Origin of the sequence: Bradyrhizobium sp. Arg816 (assembly GCF_029989365.1) — a bacterium.
GTDB lineage: Bacteria > Pseudomonadota > Alphaproteobacteria > Rhizobiales > Xanthobacteraceae > Bradyrhizobium.
The window spans coordinates 335,059-354,418 of record NZ_JAPRAQ010000004.1 but is presented as its reverse complement, the minus strand read 5'-3'; the positions used below and the strand labels follow the sequence as shown (position 1 = coordinate 354,418).

At 64.3% G+C, this 19,360-nt stretch carries 18 protein-coding genes; 7 read left to right on the top strand and 11 right to left on the bottom strand.

The window, feature by feature from the left end; translation table 11 throughout:
- Positions 1-18: 18 nt before the first annotated feature.
- Positions 19-714 carry a molybdate ABC transporter permease subunit gene (gene modB, locus OWC48_RS13140; protein WP_282520368.1) on the top strand — a complete coding sequence of 232 codons (696 nt, stop codon included), beginning with the start codon at positions 19-21 and terminating at the stop codon, positions 712-714.
- A 2-nt stretch (positions 715-716) separates the two neighbouring features.
- A complete protein-coding gene (gene modC / locus OWC48_RS13135; protein ID WP_282520367.1) occupies positions 717-1,379 on the top strand; it encodes a molybdenum ABC transporter ATP-binding protein in 663 nt (220 codons plus the stop codon).
- Positions 1,380-1,524: 145 nt separating this feature from the next.
- Here the strand turns inward: modC and OWC48_RS13130 are convergent, their stop codons facing one another.
- Complete coding sequence (locus tag OWC48_RS13130; RefSeq protein WP_282520366.1) at positions 1,525-3,318, bottom strand: potassium/proton antiporter; 1,794 nt, start codon at positions 3,316-3,318, stop codon at positions 1,525-1,527.
- A gap of 209 nt (positions 3,319-3,527) precedes the next feature.
- Between OWC48_RS13130 and OWC48_RS13125 the strand changes: the two genes are divergently transcribed.
- Both OWC48_RS13125 and map read left to right on the top strand, forming a co-directional pair.
- On the top strand, positions 3,528-4,844 hold the full coding sequence (locus tag OWC48_RS13125; protein WP_282520365.1) for a mechanosensitive ion channel family protein: 1,317 nt from the start codon (positions 3,528-3,530) through the stop codon (positions 4,842-4,844).
- Between the two features lie 107 nt (positions 4,845-4,951).
- Positions 4,952-5,770 (top strand): type I methionyl aminopeptidase, encoded by an 819-nt coding sequence (map, locus tag OWC48_RS13120; protein WP_014498584.1) that lies wholly within the window; start codon positions 4,952-4,954, stop codon positions 5,768-5,770.
- A gap of 17 nt (positions 5,771-5,787) precedes the next feature.
- Here map and OWC48_RS13115 read toward each other — a convergent pair whose 3' ends face one another.
- Entirely contained in the window at positions 5,788-6,396 is a 609-nt protein-coding gene (locus tag OWC48_RS13115; RefSeq protein WP_282520364.1) for a bifunctional transcriptional activator/DNA repair enzyme AdaA, read from the bottom strand.
- Positions 6,397-6,529: 133 nt separating this feature from the next.
- Between OWC48_RS13115 and OWC48_RS13110 the strand changes: the two genes are divergently transcribed.
- On the top strand, positions 6,530-7,468 hold the full coding sequence (locus tag OWC48_RS13110) for a DMT family transporter (RefSeq protein WP_282520363.1): 939 nt from the start codon (positions 6,530-6,532) through the stop codon (positions 7,466-7,468).
- A 50-nt stretch (positions 7,469-7,518) separates the two neighbouring features.
- Here OWC48_RS13110 and OWC48_RS13105 read toward each other — a convergent pair whose 3' ends face one another.
- Entirely contained in the window at positions 7,519-7,959 is a 441-nt protein-coding gene (locus OWC48_RS13105; RefSeq protein ID WP_282520362.1) for an antibiotic biosynthesis monooxygenase, read from the bottom strand.
- Between the two features lie 309 nt (positions 7,960-8,268).
- Here OWC48_RS13105 and radC point away from each other — a divergent pair, with 309 nt between their 5' ends.
- The gene (gene radC, locus OWC48_RS13100; RefSeq protein WP_282520361.1) at positions 8,269-8,982 is read left to right on the top strand and encodes a DNA repair protein RadC; all 714 of its coding nucleotides are present in this window, start codon (positions 8,269-8,271) and stop codon (positions 8,980-8,982) included.
- Between the two features lie 110 nt (positions 8,983-9,092).
- On the opposite strand, the gene OWC48_RS13095 is transcribed toward radC, so the two are convergent.
- Positions 9,093-9,365: a hypothetical protein gene (locus OWC48_RS13095; RefSeq protein ID WP_282520360.1), complete on the bottom strand. Its 273-nt coding sequence runs from the start codon at positions 9,363-9,365 to the stop codon at positions 9,093-9,095.
- 853 nt (positions 9,366-10,218) lie between these two features.
- Here OWC48_RS13095 and OWC48_RS13090 point away from each other — a divergent pair.
- On the top strand, positions 10,219-11,007 hold the full coding sequence (locus tag OWC48_RS13090) for a DUF4239 domain-containing protein (RefSeq protein WP_282520359.1): 789 nt from the start codon (positions 10,219-10,221) through the stop codon (positions 11,005-11,007).
- Positions 11,008-11,033: 26 nt separating this feature from the next.
- On the opposite strand, the gene OWC48_RS13085 is transcribed toward OWC48_RS13090, so the two are convergent.
- The 7 genes from OWC48_RS13085 to OWC48_RS13055 form a co-directional block, all read right to left on the bottom strand.
- Positions 11,034-11,897, bottom strand: a complete 864-nt coding sequence (locus OWC48_RS13085; protein ID WP_282520358.1) for a hypothetical protein — start codon at positions 11,895-11,897, stop codon at positions 11,034-11,036.
- Between the two features lie 104 nt (positions 11,898-12,001).
- Positions 12,002-12,340 (bottom strand): glycine zipper domain-containing protein, encoded by a 339-nt coding sequence (locus OWC48_RS13080; RefSeq protein ID WP_404979737.1) that lies wholly within the window; start codon positions 12,338-12,340, stop codon positions 12,002-12,004.
- 76 nt (positions 12,341-12,416) lie between these two features.
- Positions 12,417-13,133: a hypothetical protein gene (locus tag OWC48_RS13075; protein WP_282520356.1), complete on the bottom strand. Its 717-nt coding sequence runs from the start codon at positions 13,131-13,133 to the stop codon at positions 12,417-12,419.
- A gap of 143 nt (positions 13,134-13,276) precedes the next feature.
- Positions 13,277-15,505: an HAD hydrolase-like protein gene (locus OWC48_RS13070; protein ID WP_282520355.1), complete on the bottom strand. Its 2,229-nt coding sequence runs from the start codon at positions 15,503-15,505 to the stop codon at positions 13,277-13,279.
- A gap of 61 nt (positions 15,506-15,566) precedes the next feature.
- The gene (locus OWC48_RS13065) at positions 15,567-16,880 is read right to left on the bottom strand and encodes a hypothetical protein (RefSeq protein WP_282520354.1); all 1,314 of its coding nucleotides are present in this window, start codon (positions 16,878-16,880) and stop codon (positions 15,567-15,569) included.
- Positions 16,881-16,891: 11 nt separating this feature from the next.
- On the bottom strand, positions 16,892-18,562 hold the full coding sequence (locus OWC48_RS13060) for a S8 family peptidase (protein ID WP_282520353.1): 1,671 nt from the start codon (positions 18,560-18,562) through the stop codon (positions 16,892-16,894).
- A 256-nt stretch (positions 18,563-18,818) separates the two neighbouring features.
- Positions 18,819-19,193, bottom strand: a complete 375-nt coding sequence (locus tag OWC48_RS13055; RefSeq protein ID WP_282520352.1) for a hypothetical protein — start codon at positions 19,191-19,193, stop codon at positions 18,819-18,821.
- Positions 19,194-19,360: the final 167 nt, after the last annotated feature.

The following is a 19,360-nucleotide window of genomic DNA, read 5'->3' as shown; positions in this document are numbered from 1 at the left end:
TTTGCAACCTGATTTTCCGTGCTCGAGATCTCTCCCGCCGAATGGACGGCGATCCTGCTTTCGCTCAGGGTCGCCGTCATCGCCACACTGGTCGCAACGCCATTCGGCATTGCGCTGGCATGGCTGCTTGCCCGCCATGACTTCTGGGGCAAGTCGTTTCTCGACGCGGTGGTGCATCTGCCGCTGGTGCTGCCGCCTGTCGTCACCGGCTACCTCCTGCTCCTCACCTTCGGTCGCAAGGGACTCGTCGGCGGCTTCCTGGCCGAATACCTCGGCATCGTCTTCGCGTTCCGCTGGACCGGCGCTGCGCTCGCATGCGGCGTGATGTCGTTTCCGCTGCTGGTGCGCCCGATGCGGCTGTCGATCGAGGCGATCGACCGCAGGCTCGAACAGGCCGCGGAAACGCTGGGCGCCGCGCCCTGGAAAGTCTTTTTTACGGTGACGCTGCCGCTGGCGCTGCCGGGCGTGCTCGCCGGCATGGTGCTCGGCTTCGCCAAGGCGATCGGCGAGTTCGGCGCGACCATCACCTTCGTCTCCAACATTCCCGGCGAGACCCAGACGATTTCCTCGGCGATCTATTCGCTGATCCAGACGCCCGATGGCGACGCGGCCGCGGGACGACTCGTGATCATCTCGATCGTGCTCGCAATGGGCGCGCTGATCGCCGCCGAATGGTTCGCCCGCCGCGCCACAAAACGCCTGCACGGGAACTGACCATGCTGCGCGTCGACATCGAAAAACAGCTCGGCGAATTCTCGCTCCAGGCAACCTTCACCAGCGAAGGCCGCGTCATCGGCCTGTTCGGCGCGTCGGGCGCCGGCAAGAGCTCGCTGGTCAACATGATCGCGGGCCTGCTGCGGCCCGACCGCGGCACCATCGTGATCGACGGCGAGACCGTCGACGATACCGCGGCCGGCATCCATGTGCCCACTTATCGCCGCCGCATTGGCTATGTATTCCAGGACGCGCGGCTGTTTCCGCATCTCAACGTGGCGCAGAATCTCGACTACGGCCGGCGCATGAACGGCCTCGCGCCTGATCCGGCCCAGCACAAGCGCATCATCGACCTGCTCGACATCGGCGCCCTGCTCGACCGCCGCCCCGGAAAACTCTCCGGCGGCGAACGCCAGCGCGTCGCGCTTGGGCGCGCGCTGCTGTCGAAGCCGCGCCTGCTGCTGCTCGACGAACCGCTCGGCGCGCTCGACGAGGGTCGCAAGCTCGAGATCCTGCCCTATCTGGTGCGGCTACGCGACGAGGCCAATGTCCCCATGGTCTATGTCAGCCACGACGTCGCCGAACTGCGCCAGCTCGCGACGCAGATCGTGATGCTGAAGCAGGGCCGCGTGACGTCGTTCGGCGGGGTGAAGGTGTTGACGTGAGCGGCTGAGGCCCTCCCCGTCATTGCGAGCGTAGCGAAGCAATCCAGAGTCTTTTCGCGGAGGCAGACTGGATTGCTTCGCTGCGCTCGCAATGACGAGCTTGCGGCCGCTCCGTCCCGCCAAACTGAAAACCGAGAGCGCGGCGCTAAACCCCCGCCACCGACGTCCACAAATCCGCGAGCTTGCGCCGCAGCGCCTGCCGGCGCGTCAGCGGCGCGGGCGTTTCCTCGTCCTCCGGCAGACGCAAGCCGACGACGTTGACGCGGCCGCCGGAGATCGAGCGTGCGACCAGCACGATCTCGTCCAGCGGCAGCTCGGCGCCCTCCTTCGGCGCGCGGTCGAGATGGACGTCGAAATAGTCGGCGAGGGTCAGCTTGCCGTCATCCTCGCCGACCTTCACGCCATAGATCTCGGCAAGCTCGGCCAGCGTGTGCTCGCCGGAGACCATGAAGTCGCCGAGCAGATGCGGATCCGGCGCCGAGCTCGGCTGCATGTCGACGAAGAAGCGGTCGAGCGACTCGGCCTTCTCCGGCGGGGCCAGCAGATAGATGTAGTCGCCGGGCGCGACCGGATCGGCTTCCGCCGGGGTCAAGATGTTCTCGTTGCGGATCACCAGCGTCGGCTTGGACCAGGACGGGATCAGACCGCGGCGGAAGTACAGGCTCTTGGGCCGCACCGGATAGCCGACGAGCTGCTGCTCGAGCTGGCCGGGCAGATCCAGCTCGACACGGCGCGGACCACGCTCGGCGCGCGGCAGCGCCACGTGCAGCTTGCGCGCGGCGGGCGCCAGCGTCCAGCCCTGCAGCAGCAGCGAGATGATGACGACGACGAAGGCGACGTCGAAATAGAGATAGGCCTTCGACAGGCCGACCAGCATCGGGATCGACGCCAGGAAGATCGCGACCGCGCCGCGCAGGCCGGTCCAGGCGATGAAGATCTTCTCGCGCCAGTTGAAGCGGAACGGCGCCAGGCACACGAACACCGCGACCGGCCGCGCGACCAGCATCAGGACGAAGGCGACGGCGACCGCCGGCAACGCGCTCGCGCCGAGCCGGCTCGGTGAAACCAGCAGGCCCAGCAGCACGAACATCACGATCTGCGCCAGCCAGGTCGCAGCATCCAGGAACGCCACCACGGAATTATGCGCGCGGGTCGGGCGGTTGCCGATGATGATGCCGGCGAGATAGACCGCGAGGAATCCGGAGGCGTGCATGATCTGCGAGCCGCCGAAGATCACCAGCGCGCCCGTGGTCACGAACGGCGCATGCAGGCCCTGCGGCAGCGCAACATGATTGAGCGCGACGACGACGAGGCGTCCCCCGACCACGCCGACGACGGCGCCCAGCACCGCCTCCTGGATGAACTCCATCGCCACGTGGCCCGCCGAGCTCGATCCCAGCGAGATGTATTCGACCAGCATCAAGGTGAGGAAGATCGCGAAGGGATCGTTGGTGCCGGATTCGGCCTCCAGCGTCGCGCCGACGCGCGGGCGCAGGCGCAGGCCCTGGGTGTGCACCAGCAGGAACACCGCGGCGGCGTCGGTCGAGGCCACGACGGCGCCGACCAGCAGCGATTCCGTCCAGTTGAGGTCGAGCGCGTATTTGGCGAACGGCGCCGTGATCAGCGCGGTCAGAAGCACTCCGACGGTCGCGAGCACAACGGAGGGCGCAAGCACGGTGCGGATGCTGGCAAAGCGCGTCTTCAGGCCGCCGTCGAACAGGATCAGGGCGAGCGCCACCGAGCCGACCAGATAGGTGGTGCGGACGTCGTCGAACTGAAGCTGCCCGGGGCCGGAATCGCCCGCGAGCATGCCGATGGCGAGGAAGACGAGCAGCAAGGGCGCGCCGAAGCGCAGAGCAAGCAGGCTCGACAGGATACCGGCCATGACGAGGACGGCGCCGAGCAATATGGCGAGGCTGACAGAGTCGAGGGAAGCCATCCACCTTCCGGGTACAAATCGCTGGAATTGCATCCTTATCGTCGGCAGACTCCCACGCCAACCCATTTTCTCCCGCTCGCGGCAATCTGCCCGTATTTTGCGGCCTTAACGCGCTTCACTTAGCGGTGTATCGATGGCCCGGCGGCGCCCGTTGTGGGATTCTGCGCTGCCCTCGAATCAACCCTCCCGCCTGCTTGCCGACGAGACCGATGGACATGGACCTCAAAGACTTCATGGAGTTCGTGCAGACCACCGCGCGCAGCGTCGGGGCGGAAATCTCCTCACCCTGGTTCTACCTGCAATTCGGCCTGATCCTGGCCGCGGCCGGCATCGCCTATGCCGCGGAAGCCGGGGTTCGCAACCGCATCGACATGACATCGCTGGCGATACACTGGCCGCTGCCGCTCCGGCACTTCGCCCGGGTGATGGTCTCCAGCGCCTCGACGGCGGTGTTCACCCTGATGGTGATCATCTCCCGCGTGGTGATGTATCACGCGACCTGGCCGAGCCGCAGCTATCTCCTGATGGTCGCAGCCAAGCTGGGACTGGCCTGGCTTGCGATCCGGCTCGTGACCTCGGTGCTGCGCAACGCCTTCATCGTCCAGCTGGTGTCGATCTCGGCGTGGTTCGTCGCGGCGCTGTCCATCATCGGACAGCTCGACACGACGGTCGACCTGCTCGATTCCTTTGCGATCGTGCTCGGCGGCCTGCGGCTGACGCCACTGCTGGTGATCAAGGCCGGCGCGCTCCTGCTCATCGCGCTCTGGGCCACCAACATTGCCAGCAATTTCGCCGAGAGCCGGATCAACTCGACCACCGATCTGACCCCCTCGGTGCAGGTGCTGCTGGTCAAGATCATCCGCATCGGGCTGCTGGCCATCGCAATCGTCATCGCGCTCGGCGCGGTCGGCATCGATCTCTCGGCGCTCGCGGTGTTCTCCGGCGCGGTCGGCGTCGGCATCGGTATCGGCCTCCAGAAGATCGTCGCCAACTTCATCTCGGGCATCATCCTGCTCGCGGACAAGTCGGTGAAGCCGGGCGACCTCGTCACCATCGGCGACAACACCGGGCGCATCAGCGCGATGAAGACGCGCTATATCTCCGTCGCCGCCGGCGACGGCCGCGAATTCCTGGTGCCGAACGAGGACCTGGTGACGCAGAAGGTCGTCAACTGGACCTATACCGACAAGAACACGCTGGTGAAGATCGCCTTCGGCACCAATTACGACGCCGACCCGCGGCTGGTTTGCAAGCTCGCCGCGGAGACCGCGGCCGCCCATCCCCGCGCGCAGAAGGGCAAGCCGCCGAACAGCATCCTGACCGAGTTCGCGGAAGCCGGGATGAAGTTCTCGCTGACCTTCTGGATCGCGGACCCCGACGGCATGGATGGCGTCAAGAGCGACGTGATGCTGGCGCTGTGGGAGGCCTTCAAGCGCGAGGGCATCCGGGTTCCCTATCCCGTCCGCGAGATTCGCGTCCGGGGCGGCGCCCTGCCGGTGGAAACCACCGTAGAAGTCCCGAATTAGGCCCTGTTTCGGGCGCAAGAGCCACGGCTGACTTGCATGAAGGCCCGTGATCATTAGATTATGGCCCTGAAATCAAGCCCTTCCGTCGACATCGAGACCAGCCCCGCATGAGCTACGTCGAAGCCTCCGATACCTCCCTGCGCAAGACCGGACAGATCAAGCTGCACGGGCCGAGCGCCTTTGCCGGCATGCACAAGGCGGGCGCGCTGGTGGCGAAGTGCCTCGACGAACTCACCGACATCGTCGGGCCCGGCGTGCCGACCGAGCGCATCGACCAGTTCGTCCGCGACTTCGCCTTCAGCCACGGCGCCTATCCGGCGACGCTGATGTATCGCGGCTATCGCTACTCGACCTGCACTTCGCTCAACCACGTGGTCTGCCACGGCATGCCCGGCGATCGTCCTTTGAAGGAAGGCGACATCGTCAACATCGACGTCACCTTCATCGTCGACGGCTGGTACGGCGATTCCAGCCGGATGTATGCGGTCGGCCCGATCGCGCGCAAGGCCGAGCGGCTGATCGAGGTGACGTATGAGGCGATGATGCGCGGCATCGCCGCGGTCAAGCCGGGCGCCACCACCGGCGACATCGGCCATGCCATCCAGAGCTTCGTCGAGCCGCAGGGCATGAGCGTGGTGCGCGATTTCTGCGGCCATGGCCTGGGGCGCATGTTCCACGACGAGCCGAACATCATCCATATCGGCCGGCCCGGCGAAGGCGTTCAGCTCAAGCCCGGCATGTTCTTCACCATCGAGCCGATGATCAATCTCGGCAAGCCGCACGTGAAGATCCTCTCCGACGGCTGGACCGCGGTGACCCGCGACCGCTCGCTGTCGGCGCAGTTCGAGCACTCCGTCGGCGTGACCGCGACGGGCGTCGAGATCTTCACGCTGTCGAAGCGGCACGGCGAGAAGCAGATCGGGTGACGGCCTGACTCGGCGTCCTAGTGGCGGCGCCGGAATGACGACGGCGGCCGCGTGTAGGTCGCGACAAATGCATCGTTGAATCTGCGAACGCTGCCGAAACCGGCGGCGAAGGCGATCTCCGCCAATGTCATGCTGGTCTGGTCGATCAGACGCTTGGCTTCCTGCACACGGCGGGTGGCGGCGATCTCGCTGGGGCTCGCACCGGCGTGGCGCATGAACAGGCGGAGCAGATGGCGCGGTCCGACTCCCAGGACTTCCGCAAGATCCATCATCGACGCGCGATCCAGGAATCCGTCATTGATCAGGCGCATCCCGCGCGCGACGGTGGTGGCCGTTCCCATCCAGGCCGGCGATCCCGGCGCAGTCTCGGGCCGGCAGCGCAGGCACGGGCGAAAGCCGGCGCGCTCGGCGGCAGCAGCGGTCGGGTAGAAGGTGACGTTCTCTGAGCGCGCCGGGCGAACCGGGCAGACCGGCCGGCAGTAAATCCTCGTCGAGCGAACACCTGAAAAGAACAGCCCGTCGAACGCGCGTGCCCGCGCCAGCCGCGCCCGGTCGCAGGTCTCCCAATCGAGATGCGGCGGCAGCGTCGGCTGCTGCGCGGAAACCTTGGCCAGGATTTTCGTCATGGCGGAATCATAGTTTCATCTGAACTCACCGAGTAGCTGGAATCGGACTCGATCGGGCGATGAGGTCCGAATTCAGCCAGCCTGCGCCGCCACGCCGGATCATGGTCCGGGTCCATCCCGGAGCAGATTCGCAATGCACACGCAGGCGCAACCAACGACGTCAGGACAAACCACGCACACGTTCGAGATCGGGCTTCTGCTGCTGCTCTCACTGATCTGGGGCAGCTCGTTCACGCTGATCAAGGTCGCAATCCCGACAATCCCGCCATGCACGATGGTCGCCGCGCGCGTGACGATCGCGGCCATTCTCCTGATCGCGATCGCTCGCGCTCAGGGGAACGCTTTTCCCGGTCGGGGACCGGTGTGGGCGGCTTTCTTCGTGCAGGGGCTGCTGCAAAGCGCGCTGCCGTTCACCCTGATCAGCTGGGGCGAGATGCACATCGCAAGCGGTCTCGCCGGCGTGCTCAATGCGACCCCGCCGATGTTCGTGCTCGCGATCGCGATGATGACCGGACGTGGGAGGCAGGCGATCACTGGCCGGAAGATCATCGGCGTCGCGCTTGGTCTTGCGGGCGTCGCGGTCACGATCGGCATCGATGCGCTGTCCGGATTGGGCACGACGGCCCCGCTGGCGCAGGCCGCCGTGCTCGGCGCAAGCCTCTGCTACGCGCTCGCACCGATATGGGGGCAGCGCTTCTCCGGCTTTCCCGCCACCGTCGCGGCGGCCGGCGCCATGAGCTGTGCCGCGATCCTCATGGTCCCTGCCGCACTCGTCCTCGAGCGACCCTGGACGCTGGCACCGACTTCGCACGCGGTCGCGGCCGTCATCAGCCTCGCGGTGGTCTGCACGGCCCTCGCGATGGTGATCTATTTCCGCTTGATCCGCACGCTCGGCCCACTCGGCACGACCAGCGGCAGCTATCTGCGCGCCGGCTTCGCGGTGGCGCTCGGCACGGCATGGCTCGGCGAACGCTTCACCTGGTCGGCCCTTGCAGGCATGACGCTCATTCTCGCCGGGGTCATCGCAATCACGATGCCCCTGCTGGCGCAGCAGCGTGGTCTCGAACCGTAAGAGCGTCCGCGGGGCGATCTTTGGGATCGCCCCCGAGTCGCCGTTGCAGATCAGGCGTGATTGACCTCGACGACCTCGCACAGGATCGTCTCGGCCTTCGACAGCGCCGCAAGGCTCTGGATGTACGGCGCAAATCGCGGATCCCGGCGAAAATTCTCGATGTCCCCTGCGCTTGCCCATTGCGAGTAGTTGATCGCACGCCGGCCCTCCTTGCTGGCGTGGACGCTGGACGAGATGAACCCGGGCTGCTTGCTGAAGAAGGTCTCGGTGCCTTCCTTCAGGAGTTGCACCAGCTTGTGCTGGTTGTCCGGCTCGACCGTGAAGACGTTGACGAGGGTCGTGACGTCGCTGCCGGTGCGAATGGTCGCTTCCATTTTTGCGCTCCTGGTCTGGCTGTGGGACGGCGCCGCCTGCGCGGCGAGCAAGACGCCGGCTCCGAGGCCGGTGGCAACGAAGGCACGACGCGACGGCTCAGGTCTGGTCCGGGACATTGATGTTCTCCTGTTGCGGAAGATCGGCTGGCCACTCGACCGGCCAACAGCGCTGAGACGAACGAGGCAGGAGGACGAAGACAGCTGGCGTGAATTTTTTTCCGACGGCTCATTCGCCCCGACCGTGGACGGCGCCGGGAATCTGGGCCGGCAACATCCTGACCGGCTCCCGGCGTTGCCGATGCGCGAACTCTGTTAGCCAGAGCGCGCCGAAAAACGCATGGCGAAAAAGGCATGGCCGGATTGGTAAGCCCGGGGCCAGACACTTCGTGGTTGCAAAACGCGCGCCGTACGGCATGGTTAGGCCTGATGCCCGCCAAGACCGACCACGACAAGGCCAAGCCCGAGGACGCGCCGCACTATCTCGGCCATCGCGAGCGGCTGCGCGAGCGCTTCTACAGCGCCGGCGCCGACGCCCTCAGCGACTATGAGCTGCTGGAGATGGCGCTGTTTCCGGCGCTGCCGCGGCGCGACACCAAGCCGCTGGCGAAGGCGCTGATCAAGACCTTTGGCTCGTTCGCCGAGGTCGTCCATGCCCCGGTGGCGCGCCTGCGCGAGGTCGACGGCATCGGCGAAGCCGCGATCCACCAGCTCAAGCTGATCGCCGCGGCAACGCACCGCGTCGCCAAGGGCGAGGTCAACAGCCGCAACGCGCTGTCGTCCTGGAACGAGGTGATCGATTATTGCCGCTCCAGCATGGCCTTTGCCGACAAGGAGCAATTCCGCCTGCTCTTCCTCGACAAGCGCAACCAGCTCATCGCCGACGAAGTGCAGCAGACCGGCACGGTCGACCACACCCCGGTCTATCCGCGCGAGGTCATCAAGCGCGCGCTCGAGCTTTCCGCGACCGCGCTGATCCTGGTGCACAACCACCCCTCAGGCGATCCCTCGCCCTCGCAGGCCGACATCCAGATGACGAAAGCGATCATCGACATCGCCAAGCCGCTGGGAATTGCCGTGCACGATCACATCATCGTGGGCAGAAGCGGGCATGCCAGCCTGAGGGGACTGAAGCTGATCTAAACGACGTCGCCTCTTGGGGGCTAAAGCGGACCTTACCAATCGCCTCGGCTAGGCAAGATGACAGGCCAGTCTCTCAGCGAGCTCGGCAGGGCGGGCCGATGATCACTTCCTTACGGCAGCGACCCTCTAAGGTCCGCGACACCAAAATCTACCGTGGCTCCGCCACCGTTCTCAGAAGTCGTCTGGGTGCGGGCCTCGCTGTGTGCTGGCACAGCGATGACCCGGTTGCCTTTCTTCTCCGCCAGTCCGACATTTCGAGCGAGGATCGCGCCAAGCAAAAGCATCGTGACCATCAGTCCGCTCACGGACGCAGTCACATAAACATTGGACCAATTGCGCATCACTACACCACCCATGCGCATCGCCCCGGCCCGATGCAACATGCGTCGTTGAGTCGTTAGGCGATTTGGTGGCGCGGCAGTGGCGTTCTGGAGTTCACCTCACTTGTTACGCGGTGGCGGCCACTCGTTGCAGGTTCGTGGCGAGCGGATTGCTTTGAGCAGCCTTTCCTGTGGACCGCCGCACTTCCATCACAGGAGGCAGCATCGACTCAGGCATACTCCGAAATTGCGCGGCTTGCTCTCCCGGCCGCGCGGATCTGGCCTGGAGCCCCGGCTGGTACGGTCGGGGCTCTCTTTGGAGCGGCTCTCTGAGACCGTTCAGCTTGGCCTCGGGCGGCGGTCTTCGTGCTGCCAGTCGCCTAAGCCACTGACCCGATCACTAGCTCCGTCAGAACTGCTGACGTTGCTATCCGCTTCCGGGATTTCAGCGCTGTTCGTCTGGATCAGAAATAGCTGTTTCTGCATCTCGACGAGGCGCGCGCGGCTATATTGCCAAGACCAAGGCCCACACCATTATTCCGCAGAATCCGCCAGCACCCAAAGAAGCAAGGAACTAGCATCGTTGTAATGGAAGACGGCGCCCGTTTACGAAATGAGCAAGCGGGCGCTATTTCCACTTACGGCGTCGCGAACGCCTCCAACAACGCCTTTGCTCCACTCAGGTCACGAGTGTCGAAGCCCTCGGTAAACCAGCCGTAGACCGGAGCGAGAAATTCTCAAAGGTCCTCATTCCGTCTCCCTTGATCGCGCCGCAGCCGCGCCGTGCCAATTGTTGCGCGCAGCTCAAATGACGACAATTCCGGGCTGTATCGTGGTTCGTCGTCGGCAAGAGCGGCCACGCCGGCCTGCGCGGATGCGGTTGATCTAAGGCTTCGAATCAAGTGACAACAGCGGCATGAGCGACTGGCTGCACAATCTGCCCGTGCCCGTGATGGCGCTGGTGATCTTCGGATTCACCTATCTCCTGGCCGCGGCCATCTTCGCGGGTATCGCGCTTGTCGCGACGGAGGAGCGCGCGAAGTCGCTGAAGGCGATCTCGCCGGGCATGCTGCCGGTGCTCGGCATCATCTTCGGCCTGTTCGTGGCCTTCATCGCGGCGCAGGTCTGGGGCGACAGCGACCGCGCCAGCGCCGCGGTGAGCCGCGAGGCCAGCGCGCTGCGCAGCGCCGTGCTGCTGGCGGCCGGCCTGCCGGCGGAGCAGGATGCGAGGCTGCGCGGTCTCGTCCGCGACTATGTCGGGCAGGCCGTCGCGGTGGAATGGCCGATGATGGCGCATCAGGAGGCCTCGCTGAAGGTGACGCCGCCGCCGCTCGCCGAAGCCCTGCAGATCGTCGTCGCGATGACGCCGCAAGGCCCGGGGCAGGCGAATGTCCAGCGCGAGCTCATCGCCGCGCTGGAGCAGGCGCTGGATGCGCGGCGGCAGCGGATCATCGTCAGCCTCGCCGCGGTGAACCCGGTCAAATGGTGGTGCCTGTATCTTCAGGCGGCCTGCGCGCTGCTGGTGATCGGCCTCGTTCATTGCGACAACCGGCTGGGATCGGCGATCGCGATGGGCCTGTTCGCCACCGGCGTCGCCACCTCCGTCCTGCTCATCGCCGCGCACGACCGGCCGTTCGCCGGCCAGATCTCGATCCAACCGGAGCCGCTGCTCCAGATCATGCCGGGGGAAGCCGGCAAGAGTTGAGCAGAGCGGCCGCCCGAGAGAGCACCTCACCGGACGAGCTGCCACCCCTTCGGCGTCCAGCGCAGCAGCGTGCCGGACAGCGGCTTCGGCGCGCGCGCCATGAGGTTCTTCGTCAGCGTCCGCAGCGCGTCGAGCGCGGCGCTACTGTCTTCGCTTGCATAGAGCACGAGATCGGCCGACGGCGCCGCGACGATCAGGACACCGCCCTGGGCTTGCGCGAGCGGCGCCCAGCTGTCGACCAGCGCGAGCCGGCTGGTCTGATAATAATCCCCCGTCAGCGTGCCGAATTGTCCTGACGGGACCGCTTTTGCGACCGTCGTGAGCGGCTTCACGCTGCTGCGCAGATTGGCGATGGCGACGTCGAAGACCTGGTCCTGCGTCAAGGCGAGCGCGGCACGATCCCTGTCGTTGAACACCCTGACCGCGCGCGGCGAATCCAGCACCGGGACGATCACCAGCCCCTCCGCCAGGGGCCGCGTCAGCGCCGGGCCGCGCGCGTCGACCTCCCGAAGCGCCTGCCGCATGTAATCCGCCGAGCGCACGACCACGCGAAGGGCTGCTCGGGTCGGCGGATCGTTCCGGCTGCTCGCCGTTGCCTTGACGCCGCTGACATAGGCGCCGATCTCCCTGGCGCAGCCGCCGGTATTGGCCTTGCAGAAGGCGTAGATGCGGTCGAGGTTGGTTTGCAGAGGGCCGACCGACAGCGTCAGCGGTCCCTTGATCACGACCGGGGTGTCACGAATCTCGGCGCGGATGCGCTCGGCCACGAAAGCGGTAAACGCGGGTTCGTCGGCTGGAATCTGCTGCGCCCGGGCAGCCCCGGCTCCGACGAGATCGCCGGCCACGATCGCGGCGATCAGCCACCGGCATATGCGAGATCGGATGCTCATGCGAACCACCGGCTCGGGAGAGCGGCTCGCCGGCCGATACTCACCCCTCCGCGTCCAATCGAATGCCGGCCGCCATCGATCCTGCGACGCCAGCGGCTGATCGATCAATAGCAATAGCGTTGGCTGACCCGGACGTAATAGCCGTCGGGACGCTGCATGTAGCAGCCGCGCTGATAGGCGTAGTAGCCGGAGCGGCGGCGCTCGCCCTCGGAGGCGATCGCAGCGCCCGTGCCGGCACCGACGACCGCGCCGATTGCGGCGCCGCGTCCGCCGCCGATCGCGCCGCCGAGAATCGCCCCGCCGACACCGCCGATGATCGCGCCGCCGATGGCATCCTGAGCCGCGACCTCATGCGCCGGCATCGCCATCGCGACCGTCAGACATGCAGCGATTCCAGCGGCTCGAAGCATCTGTGATTCTCCTATCCGAGGACCGGTCATCATAGCCGCCGCGGGCCATTCAAACCAGAACAATCGCCAATGGACGGGTGAGCCGCCTTTGCCCGCGGAAGAATGCCGCCTAACCACATGGGGTCAGATGCTGCTCCAACGTCCTCATGTAGCGAAGGGCGAGGCTACGCGTATGCGCGATCTCCACGACGAAGCCTCGATCTCTGCAGGCGGCCTTGTCGTTCATCAGATCGACAAGCTCGGGAGAACGAAAGACCGTTTCGTCGTACCAGGAGAAGAACTCGGTATTTGCAAGCTGGTCGGCTTCACCCAAGCCCAGCGTCCGGGCGTGATTTCGCGCCGTATTGGCTGCATAGGCGAAGCAACATTCGACGAAGTTGGCTTCATCCTGGGTGATGAGGAAGGATCTGGTTTGCAAGTCGGGCAGCAGCCATTCCGTCATCTCCACGGAACCGGCCTCAATCGCCGCGCATCGCTTGCGCAGCCCCTTGGGGCCAGTGACGAACTCCGCAAGCGTCGGCCGTGGGGGTGCCATTCGGGCCAAACGTCCCGGCTCGCGCTCGCAGATGTATTTTCGCCACGCCCAGCGCTTGAGCGGCGGCGCGGCGAGATATATAGCCTCGGTGAAAACACCGAGATGAACCACGAAGACCGGCCGATGCAGAACCGCAACCGGCGGCTTGTAGGGTCCTTCGACAATGCGCAGCTCGAAATCGACCGCTCGCGCGTTGCAGATGTCGGTCCATCTTTCGCGCAGCTCGGCAAGGGGCTGACCGGCAGCGCGATTCATCTCCGCGACGAAAACAAAGGCGTCGAAATCCACCATCAATCCGGGCGTCGATGGATATTGACCGCTGGTGTTTCCGATGAAGGCGACATCGATGCACGCCGGATGCATCGCATAGGCACGAAACGAGTCCTTGAGATCGGCGATGATGCCAACGAGATCATTCCGTGCCGACCCGGACATCACCATCTCCGCTGGTTGGCAACGCCATCGTCATCCCCGGCGCGACGTCCCTCGCTGCCGATCGAGACCGCAATCAGATCCTCGATCTGATTGACGAGGATATTGTCGACATGGGCCGGCAATGCCGCGGGGCCGACCGCATCGAGCTCCTCGTTGACTTTCCGGACCAGGCTGGCCACCTTTGGATCGGAATACGTCACTCCCAGGTTGGCCATCATCTTCGCTTTGCATTGCGCGGCGATTCCACCCGCTTGCTTGAGAATGACGACCGGGATCGACCGCTCCAGCGCCATGTTGATCTCGATCTCCGTCCCGGATGGTCCTCCGTCGCGTGACGACCCGCCCATGGCGACGAGTATGTCGAGCTCGCTGATAAATCGCTCCCGCATACGACCGAAATCAGCGTCAGCACGGCCGGCACCTTCGTCAGACACCACCACCGCCGGGGCGGTGCGACTGAATTGGGTGCTGCCGCGTCTGCGCAGATAGAATCGCGCGGCGTTCGCATTTCCCTCGAAGGCCGCCTCGACCACGGGAACCCCCACGCCGGGGCCATGTCCGGACGTCACCCGGAAGTCGCGCTGCACCAGAGCCCGTCCCATCCGTAAACATAGCGCCTCGATGTCTGACGTCTTGATTGTTCCGCCATCGAGCACACCATCCGGCACCAGCACACCCTTCTCCTGCTTGGCGGTGCCGCTGAACCCCACAATCGGCCTGATTGCGATCACGGCAATCTGCCGCACCCAGCGCTCGATGTCGGAATACTCCTTGAACAGGTGCGTCTCGATGCGCATGCGCTTCATGTTCTCGACATACATGGCCTCGACGATCCGATCAGCAGGATGCTCGGCGGCCTTCACCAGAAGGTGGTGCCAGAAACGGGTGCGTGGGACCGCCTTGGCGGCGCTGGACAGTAGGCGGCGCAAGGCCGGATCGGTGAACGAGGTGCCGACGAACACGATGGCGCTGCTGCGATAGTCGTCCTCGAACAGGCGCCATATCTCGCGCCGGTGGCGTTCAGCCAGATCGAACTGCTCCTCCAGAAAAACGAGATCCCATTCGAGATCAATCGCGTATTTGGCGTGCTCGAAGTCTCCGTTCATCTTGACGATCAGATGGCTGTTGGCAAAGTTCTCCATCAGGGTGCCGTCGTCCCTCACGACGGAGTGCGGGAAGTTGCCGCTTGCCAGCGCGGCTTCGAACAATTGATCGTAGTTGGTGGTCCAGATCCGGGACGCACCCGACCGCATCATCGCATAATGATAGGCGTTCGGCCGTTTTTGCTTGCGCTGCATAAAGCTCTGCTTGAAGCGGTCATAGACATCTTGCGCCCGCGCCGATTCGGCGGCGACCAGTTGAAGCAGCTGCGGCAGGCTGTATGTCGTTTGACCTGCCCACAGGCTCATTTTCAACTGTTGCAGGATTGGAAAGTAATGATCATCCCAGCCACCGATGCCGGATTGCACGGACACCCCGGCGCCCGCGTAGAATACCAGGCGATCGACACGGATAGCGCCCTTCAGAGTGGATGGCATATTCCGATGCGACGCGAGTTGCGAGGCAGGCGTGTCGCGCAGAACAGCCTCAAGGTCGGCAACGTTGCGTAGCAAGGCACGACAGCCGGTGTAGGCCCGACTGCTCGGCTCGCCTGTCCAGGCGGCGTGGTAGTATGTGACGCCCGTGCCCGCGGTGACGTCAAAGTCGCGGTCCGAATCGCCAACGTAGACCAGTTCATTCGGCGCCACGCTCAACTTTCCGGCCAGGGCCCGAACCGCCGCAGGATCCGGCTTTTGGCCCAACGGCGCATCTTTTCCCCAGATCTCGTCCATGAAGCCGTGCAGACCGAGATGGGTTACCAGTTCGACGAGTTCGGCCGTCGCGCGCGACGAGAGTATTGCACATTTGATGTCGCGCGCCTTGAGATCCTGAAGCAGCAGTTGAATCCCGCTGACGACCTTTCCCTGACGCTCACCGGCCTTGAGCGTCTCGCGATAGAAATCGCAGATGTCCGCAAGGTTCGCGGTCGCGGCGGGAATGTCGGCGTACGCAAGCGCGATCAACGCATTGGGACCGTAAAGCGGCAAAGTATTGGCCGAAATGTCGGGCCGCCCGGTCGAAGCCTCAAACCGATCGAAAGTCCTTGCAAGCGCTTTTTGGCTTGCATCGCGGCCGTCGAAGATCGGCCCGTCGAAATCAAAGATGACACCCCGCAACGATATCGGCATGTGACACGCGACCTTCGCGAATGACTATGTACAAAATGCTATGGCCTCTCTCTCGGCAAGATCATGCCTGGATTACACTGGCCAGGAGTTTCCCGACGATCGGATTGGTGACGTTGTTGTGGGCGTCCGATTGAGCGGTCTTCATGATGTATTGGTCGGCCAGGAACGTGTTGATCTTGCCTCGCTTGGGCGCGAACTGCTGGGTGGCGTTATCGGGCTCGCTCACGCCCGGCTCGAGTTTCTGCGGCCCGTTTGCCCCCATCGCGCCGAACTCGTCGCTGGCATCGCCGACGCCTTGCGTGGTGTCACGGGAAAAGCGCGAAGCGATCGCATAGGCAAGCGTACACGCAAGGTCGTTGTGGGTGTGCGTGAACACGATGGGACCTGTGGGCTTGCCGACCACTTTCGGAAATGCTCCGGCGACCTGATGGGACAGGGCATTGTGGGAATAGGCCCCCTGCAGGATCGTGAGCGAAAATAGCTCCAGATTCGGAACCGCATCCCAGCGATTGGCCGCCGCCGTGACCAAACGTCCGCCAAAGCTGTGGCCGACCAGATGCAGCCGAACCGCATGCGAAGGCGTGAGCTTTCGAAGAACATTATCGGTGAGGCTGACGCCGACGACGCCAGCACGCTTTTTCATCTCATAATAGGTGAGCTGGTTGAGGAAGCGGCCGACAGCGGCGCGCGCGCCGGTGAACAAGCCATGCACGGCACTGCTGAGACCCATGGCACCGCCGACCTTCGGAGCGAGCTTCAGCACGGGAGGCGTGGTAAGGCTGCCGAGCAAAAACTGTGCTTCGGTGCGATCTGCGGCGGCGCGCGCAACCCGGGTTGCGTCAACCCGGAGTTCCTTGTCGGGCGAGTGTGCATCCACCTGCACCGCTGCTGCGGCATGCTTGGCGAGATCGTGCGAGGCGTCGGGATTCAAGTGCTGGGCAGCGGTGCGCGCCGCGGCGATGGTCTGCGCCGCGGACGGGCCCAGGAAACTGGCGAAGTCCGCCAATACCGCGTCGAACTCCTGCTGAGGCAGGTCTGAGACCGAAGCACCTCCGGAAGCGGAAAGCGTGCCTTGCGTGCCCACATCCGTGATCGCGGCGGCATCGAAGTCGGTTTGAAACGCCTTGGCAGGCCACAGCACGCCGGCGACGACGATCTTGTCCGCGCGGCCAGCCGGCATATTGCCGACGGCGTTGGCCCAGAGCGTCCCGTACAGCTTCGCCGCATCGTTCCTGTCGTTCTTCCAGCCATGGGACATCACCACCAGGTCCTCGATTCCTGGCTTGCTGAGCAATGCCGTGAGCTGCGCTACGACGCCCGCGTCAATTGCACCATTCTCGTCAAACTCCAGCCAAATCGACGGAACATCGCTCATAGGCGTCCTCCCTAAACGGATTGCAAAGCGCGCAGCAGATCGAGCAAGCCGGCCCCCTGGAATTCTGGTCGACGCTTTATATTGGTCGCAGCCGCGACGAAGATTTCCTTCACCTGTTCGGGCTGCCCCAGGAATTCGCTGCGGACCGACAGGAAGGCCGCGATCGCGCCAGAGACGTGGGGAGCGGCCATGCTGGTTCCGGAATCCTCTCGGAACAAGGCTTCGGTCGCAGCAACATTGTTCATCAAAGCGCAGGAGACGATGCGCTCGCCCGGCGCGACCAGATCGGGCTTCATCCGGCCATCCGAGGTCGGGCCCTTGGCCGAGAAGAACGAAACACCGAACGTGTGGGGCATGTCGCGATGGGTCGACCCCACCGTAATGGCAAGACTCGCATTGCCGGGATCTGCGATCGTCCCCATGTGTGCCGCGCGCTCGGCCGCCCCGTAATAGCCGCTGACGACACCGTACCCACCATTGCCAGCCGCGACGACCACGCAGACCCCCGAGTGCACAAGGCGGTCGACCTCGACGCAAAGAGGGCTCTGCCCGGCTGCAAACCATTCGGGATCGAACGGATAGCCGAGGCTGAGATTCACGCCGTGAATCTTCAGGCTTCGTCCGTTGTCGTTGCAGCGCTGAATATATCCGAGCGCGGCCAGCAGGCTGCTGAGATCGCCCGATTGACCATCGGTGAGCACTTTCAGACTGACGAGCTTGCAGTCGCGCGCCAATCCCGCGATCGGCTGCTTATGCTCGGTAGGGACCGGGCTGACGTTCCCTTTGCTGTCCCGCACCTCTGCCTTGATGCTTATCTTGATAATTGCTGTCTCGATCCCGGGCAGGTTGTCCTGCGTGCGGCATGTCAGACCGGCAATGATGCCGGCGACATGTGTACCATGCCCGTCCTGATCGGTCAGGGCTGCGGCCTGCGACGCATCGGAATCCGGATATTGCTTCGTGAAATCCTTGTGCAGGAGTCCATCCGGGAGCTTGGTGGTTTCGAGCGATCGAAAGTGTGGATGAGTTGCGTCGATGCCCGTATCGGCGACCGCCCAGACGATCCCCTTCCCGCTCGCTTGAAAGGTGTTGAACGCCGCGTCGCATTTGATCGTTCGTACCGAATCGTAGACGCAACGCTTAATCTCGTGATCTCGCCAGATCTTGTAGATCAGGGCAATCGGCTTCGCAGCCACTGGCGACGATTCGGGACTGCTCACATCCGCCGGCTTGCAATCCGATAGCTTGCCGATCGTCTTGCTGGTCAGCATTGCGAAAACGTAGTTATCCGTCCACATCGACTTCTCGATGTCAATATTGTCGGCCGGATCGAACATGGCGATCAGCGACGCATCGAAGCGGGCCGCCGCAGGCGCGAGCGCGGGAACAAGCTTCATCTGGACCGAGGGGTCCGCCAGGCCGCGCGCCTTGCTGTAGGCCCACAGCAAGACAAGCCGGGCGCCGCCGATCCCGCCCGAGAAGCTCCGGTTGAATTCGATGATCACCTTGAACGTGGGCTCCGCAGCAGCGGCCTTTGCTGCGGTCCTCCTCTTCGCACCGCCGTCCATGACCGCCAGCAGATCGGGCGCGATCGAAGTCTTGGTCAAGACCCGTCCTACATCGCCCGCACTGGCCTTTGTCTCGCTAGCTTGTGTCTCGCTCGCCGGCTTCTTGCGCACCATACGGAAACTGCTCCCGCATCCAGACACGTGCTCGGATCACATCGAAACGCACGGGTTAAAATACATTGGGCTTCCGGCTTCGGCGACCGAAAGCAACCACCGCTAATATCAATTCAAATATCGGCATGTCGCTGGGCTCAACATCCCGTCACGACACACGTTACAATTGCACGGACGTCAGATCCATTCAATCCCGTTTTCGAGAACGAACGCCCTGGCGACAGGCAATTTGAATTCAGGACGGAGCCGTCCAGCGTCAAGCTTCGATCCAGCGCTGCACGGCCTCGGCGGTGTCCGCCGGCGTGGAGTTGAAGCAGATCGCGGCGTCGGGCGCCAGGCAATGGACGAGGTTGAGCACCTTCTCGAACAGCAGCAGGCGCTCTTTCGGCTCGCGCAGCCCCGCGCCGATCACGATGCAGTCGAAGCGCTCGTCACGCAATGCGGCCGTGACGCCGGCTTCGGCGGTCGCGTCCAGATCGATCAGGCAGCTCGTGACCTCGTAGCCGAGATCACGCAGGCGCAGCAATTGCGCTTCGATATAATGGCGCACGAGCTCCGGCGTGAGTTGCGGAAATGCGCTGTAATCCGCATTGCCGGGTTCGATGCCGATCGCGAGGACGCGCTTGGCCATGCAGGGCTCCCTACCGCATCGTCTAAAATGCTAACGGACGAACGACCATGCCGGTTCCCTCACTGGCAGTTGGCGCCGCCGGCGATGGCGCGGGTCTGGTCCTGCGGCGCATTTTCCCGCCCAAGCTGTAAGCCATTTCACATGCGCCGGGCCGGCAACCTGCCACA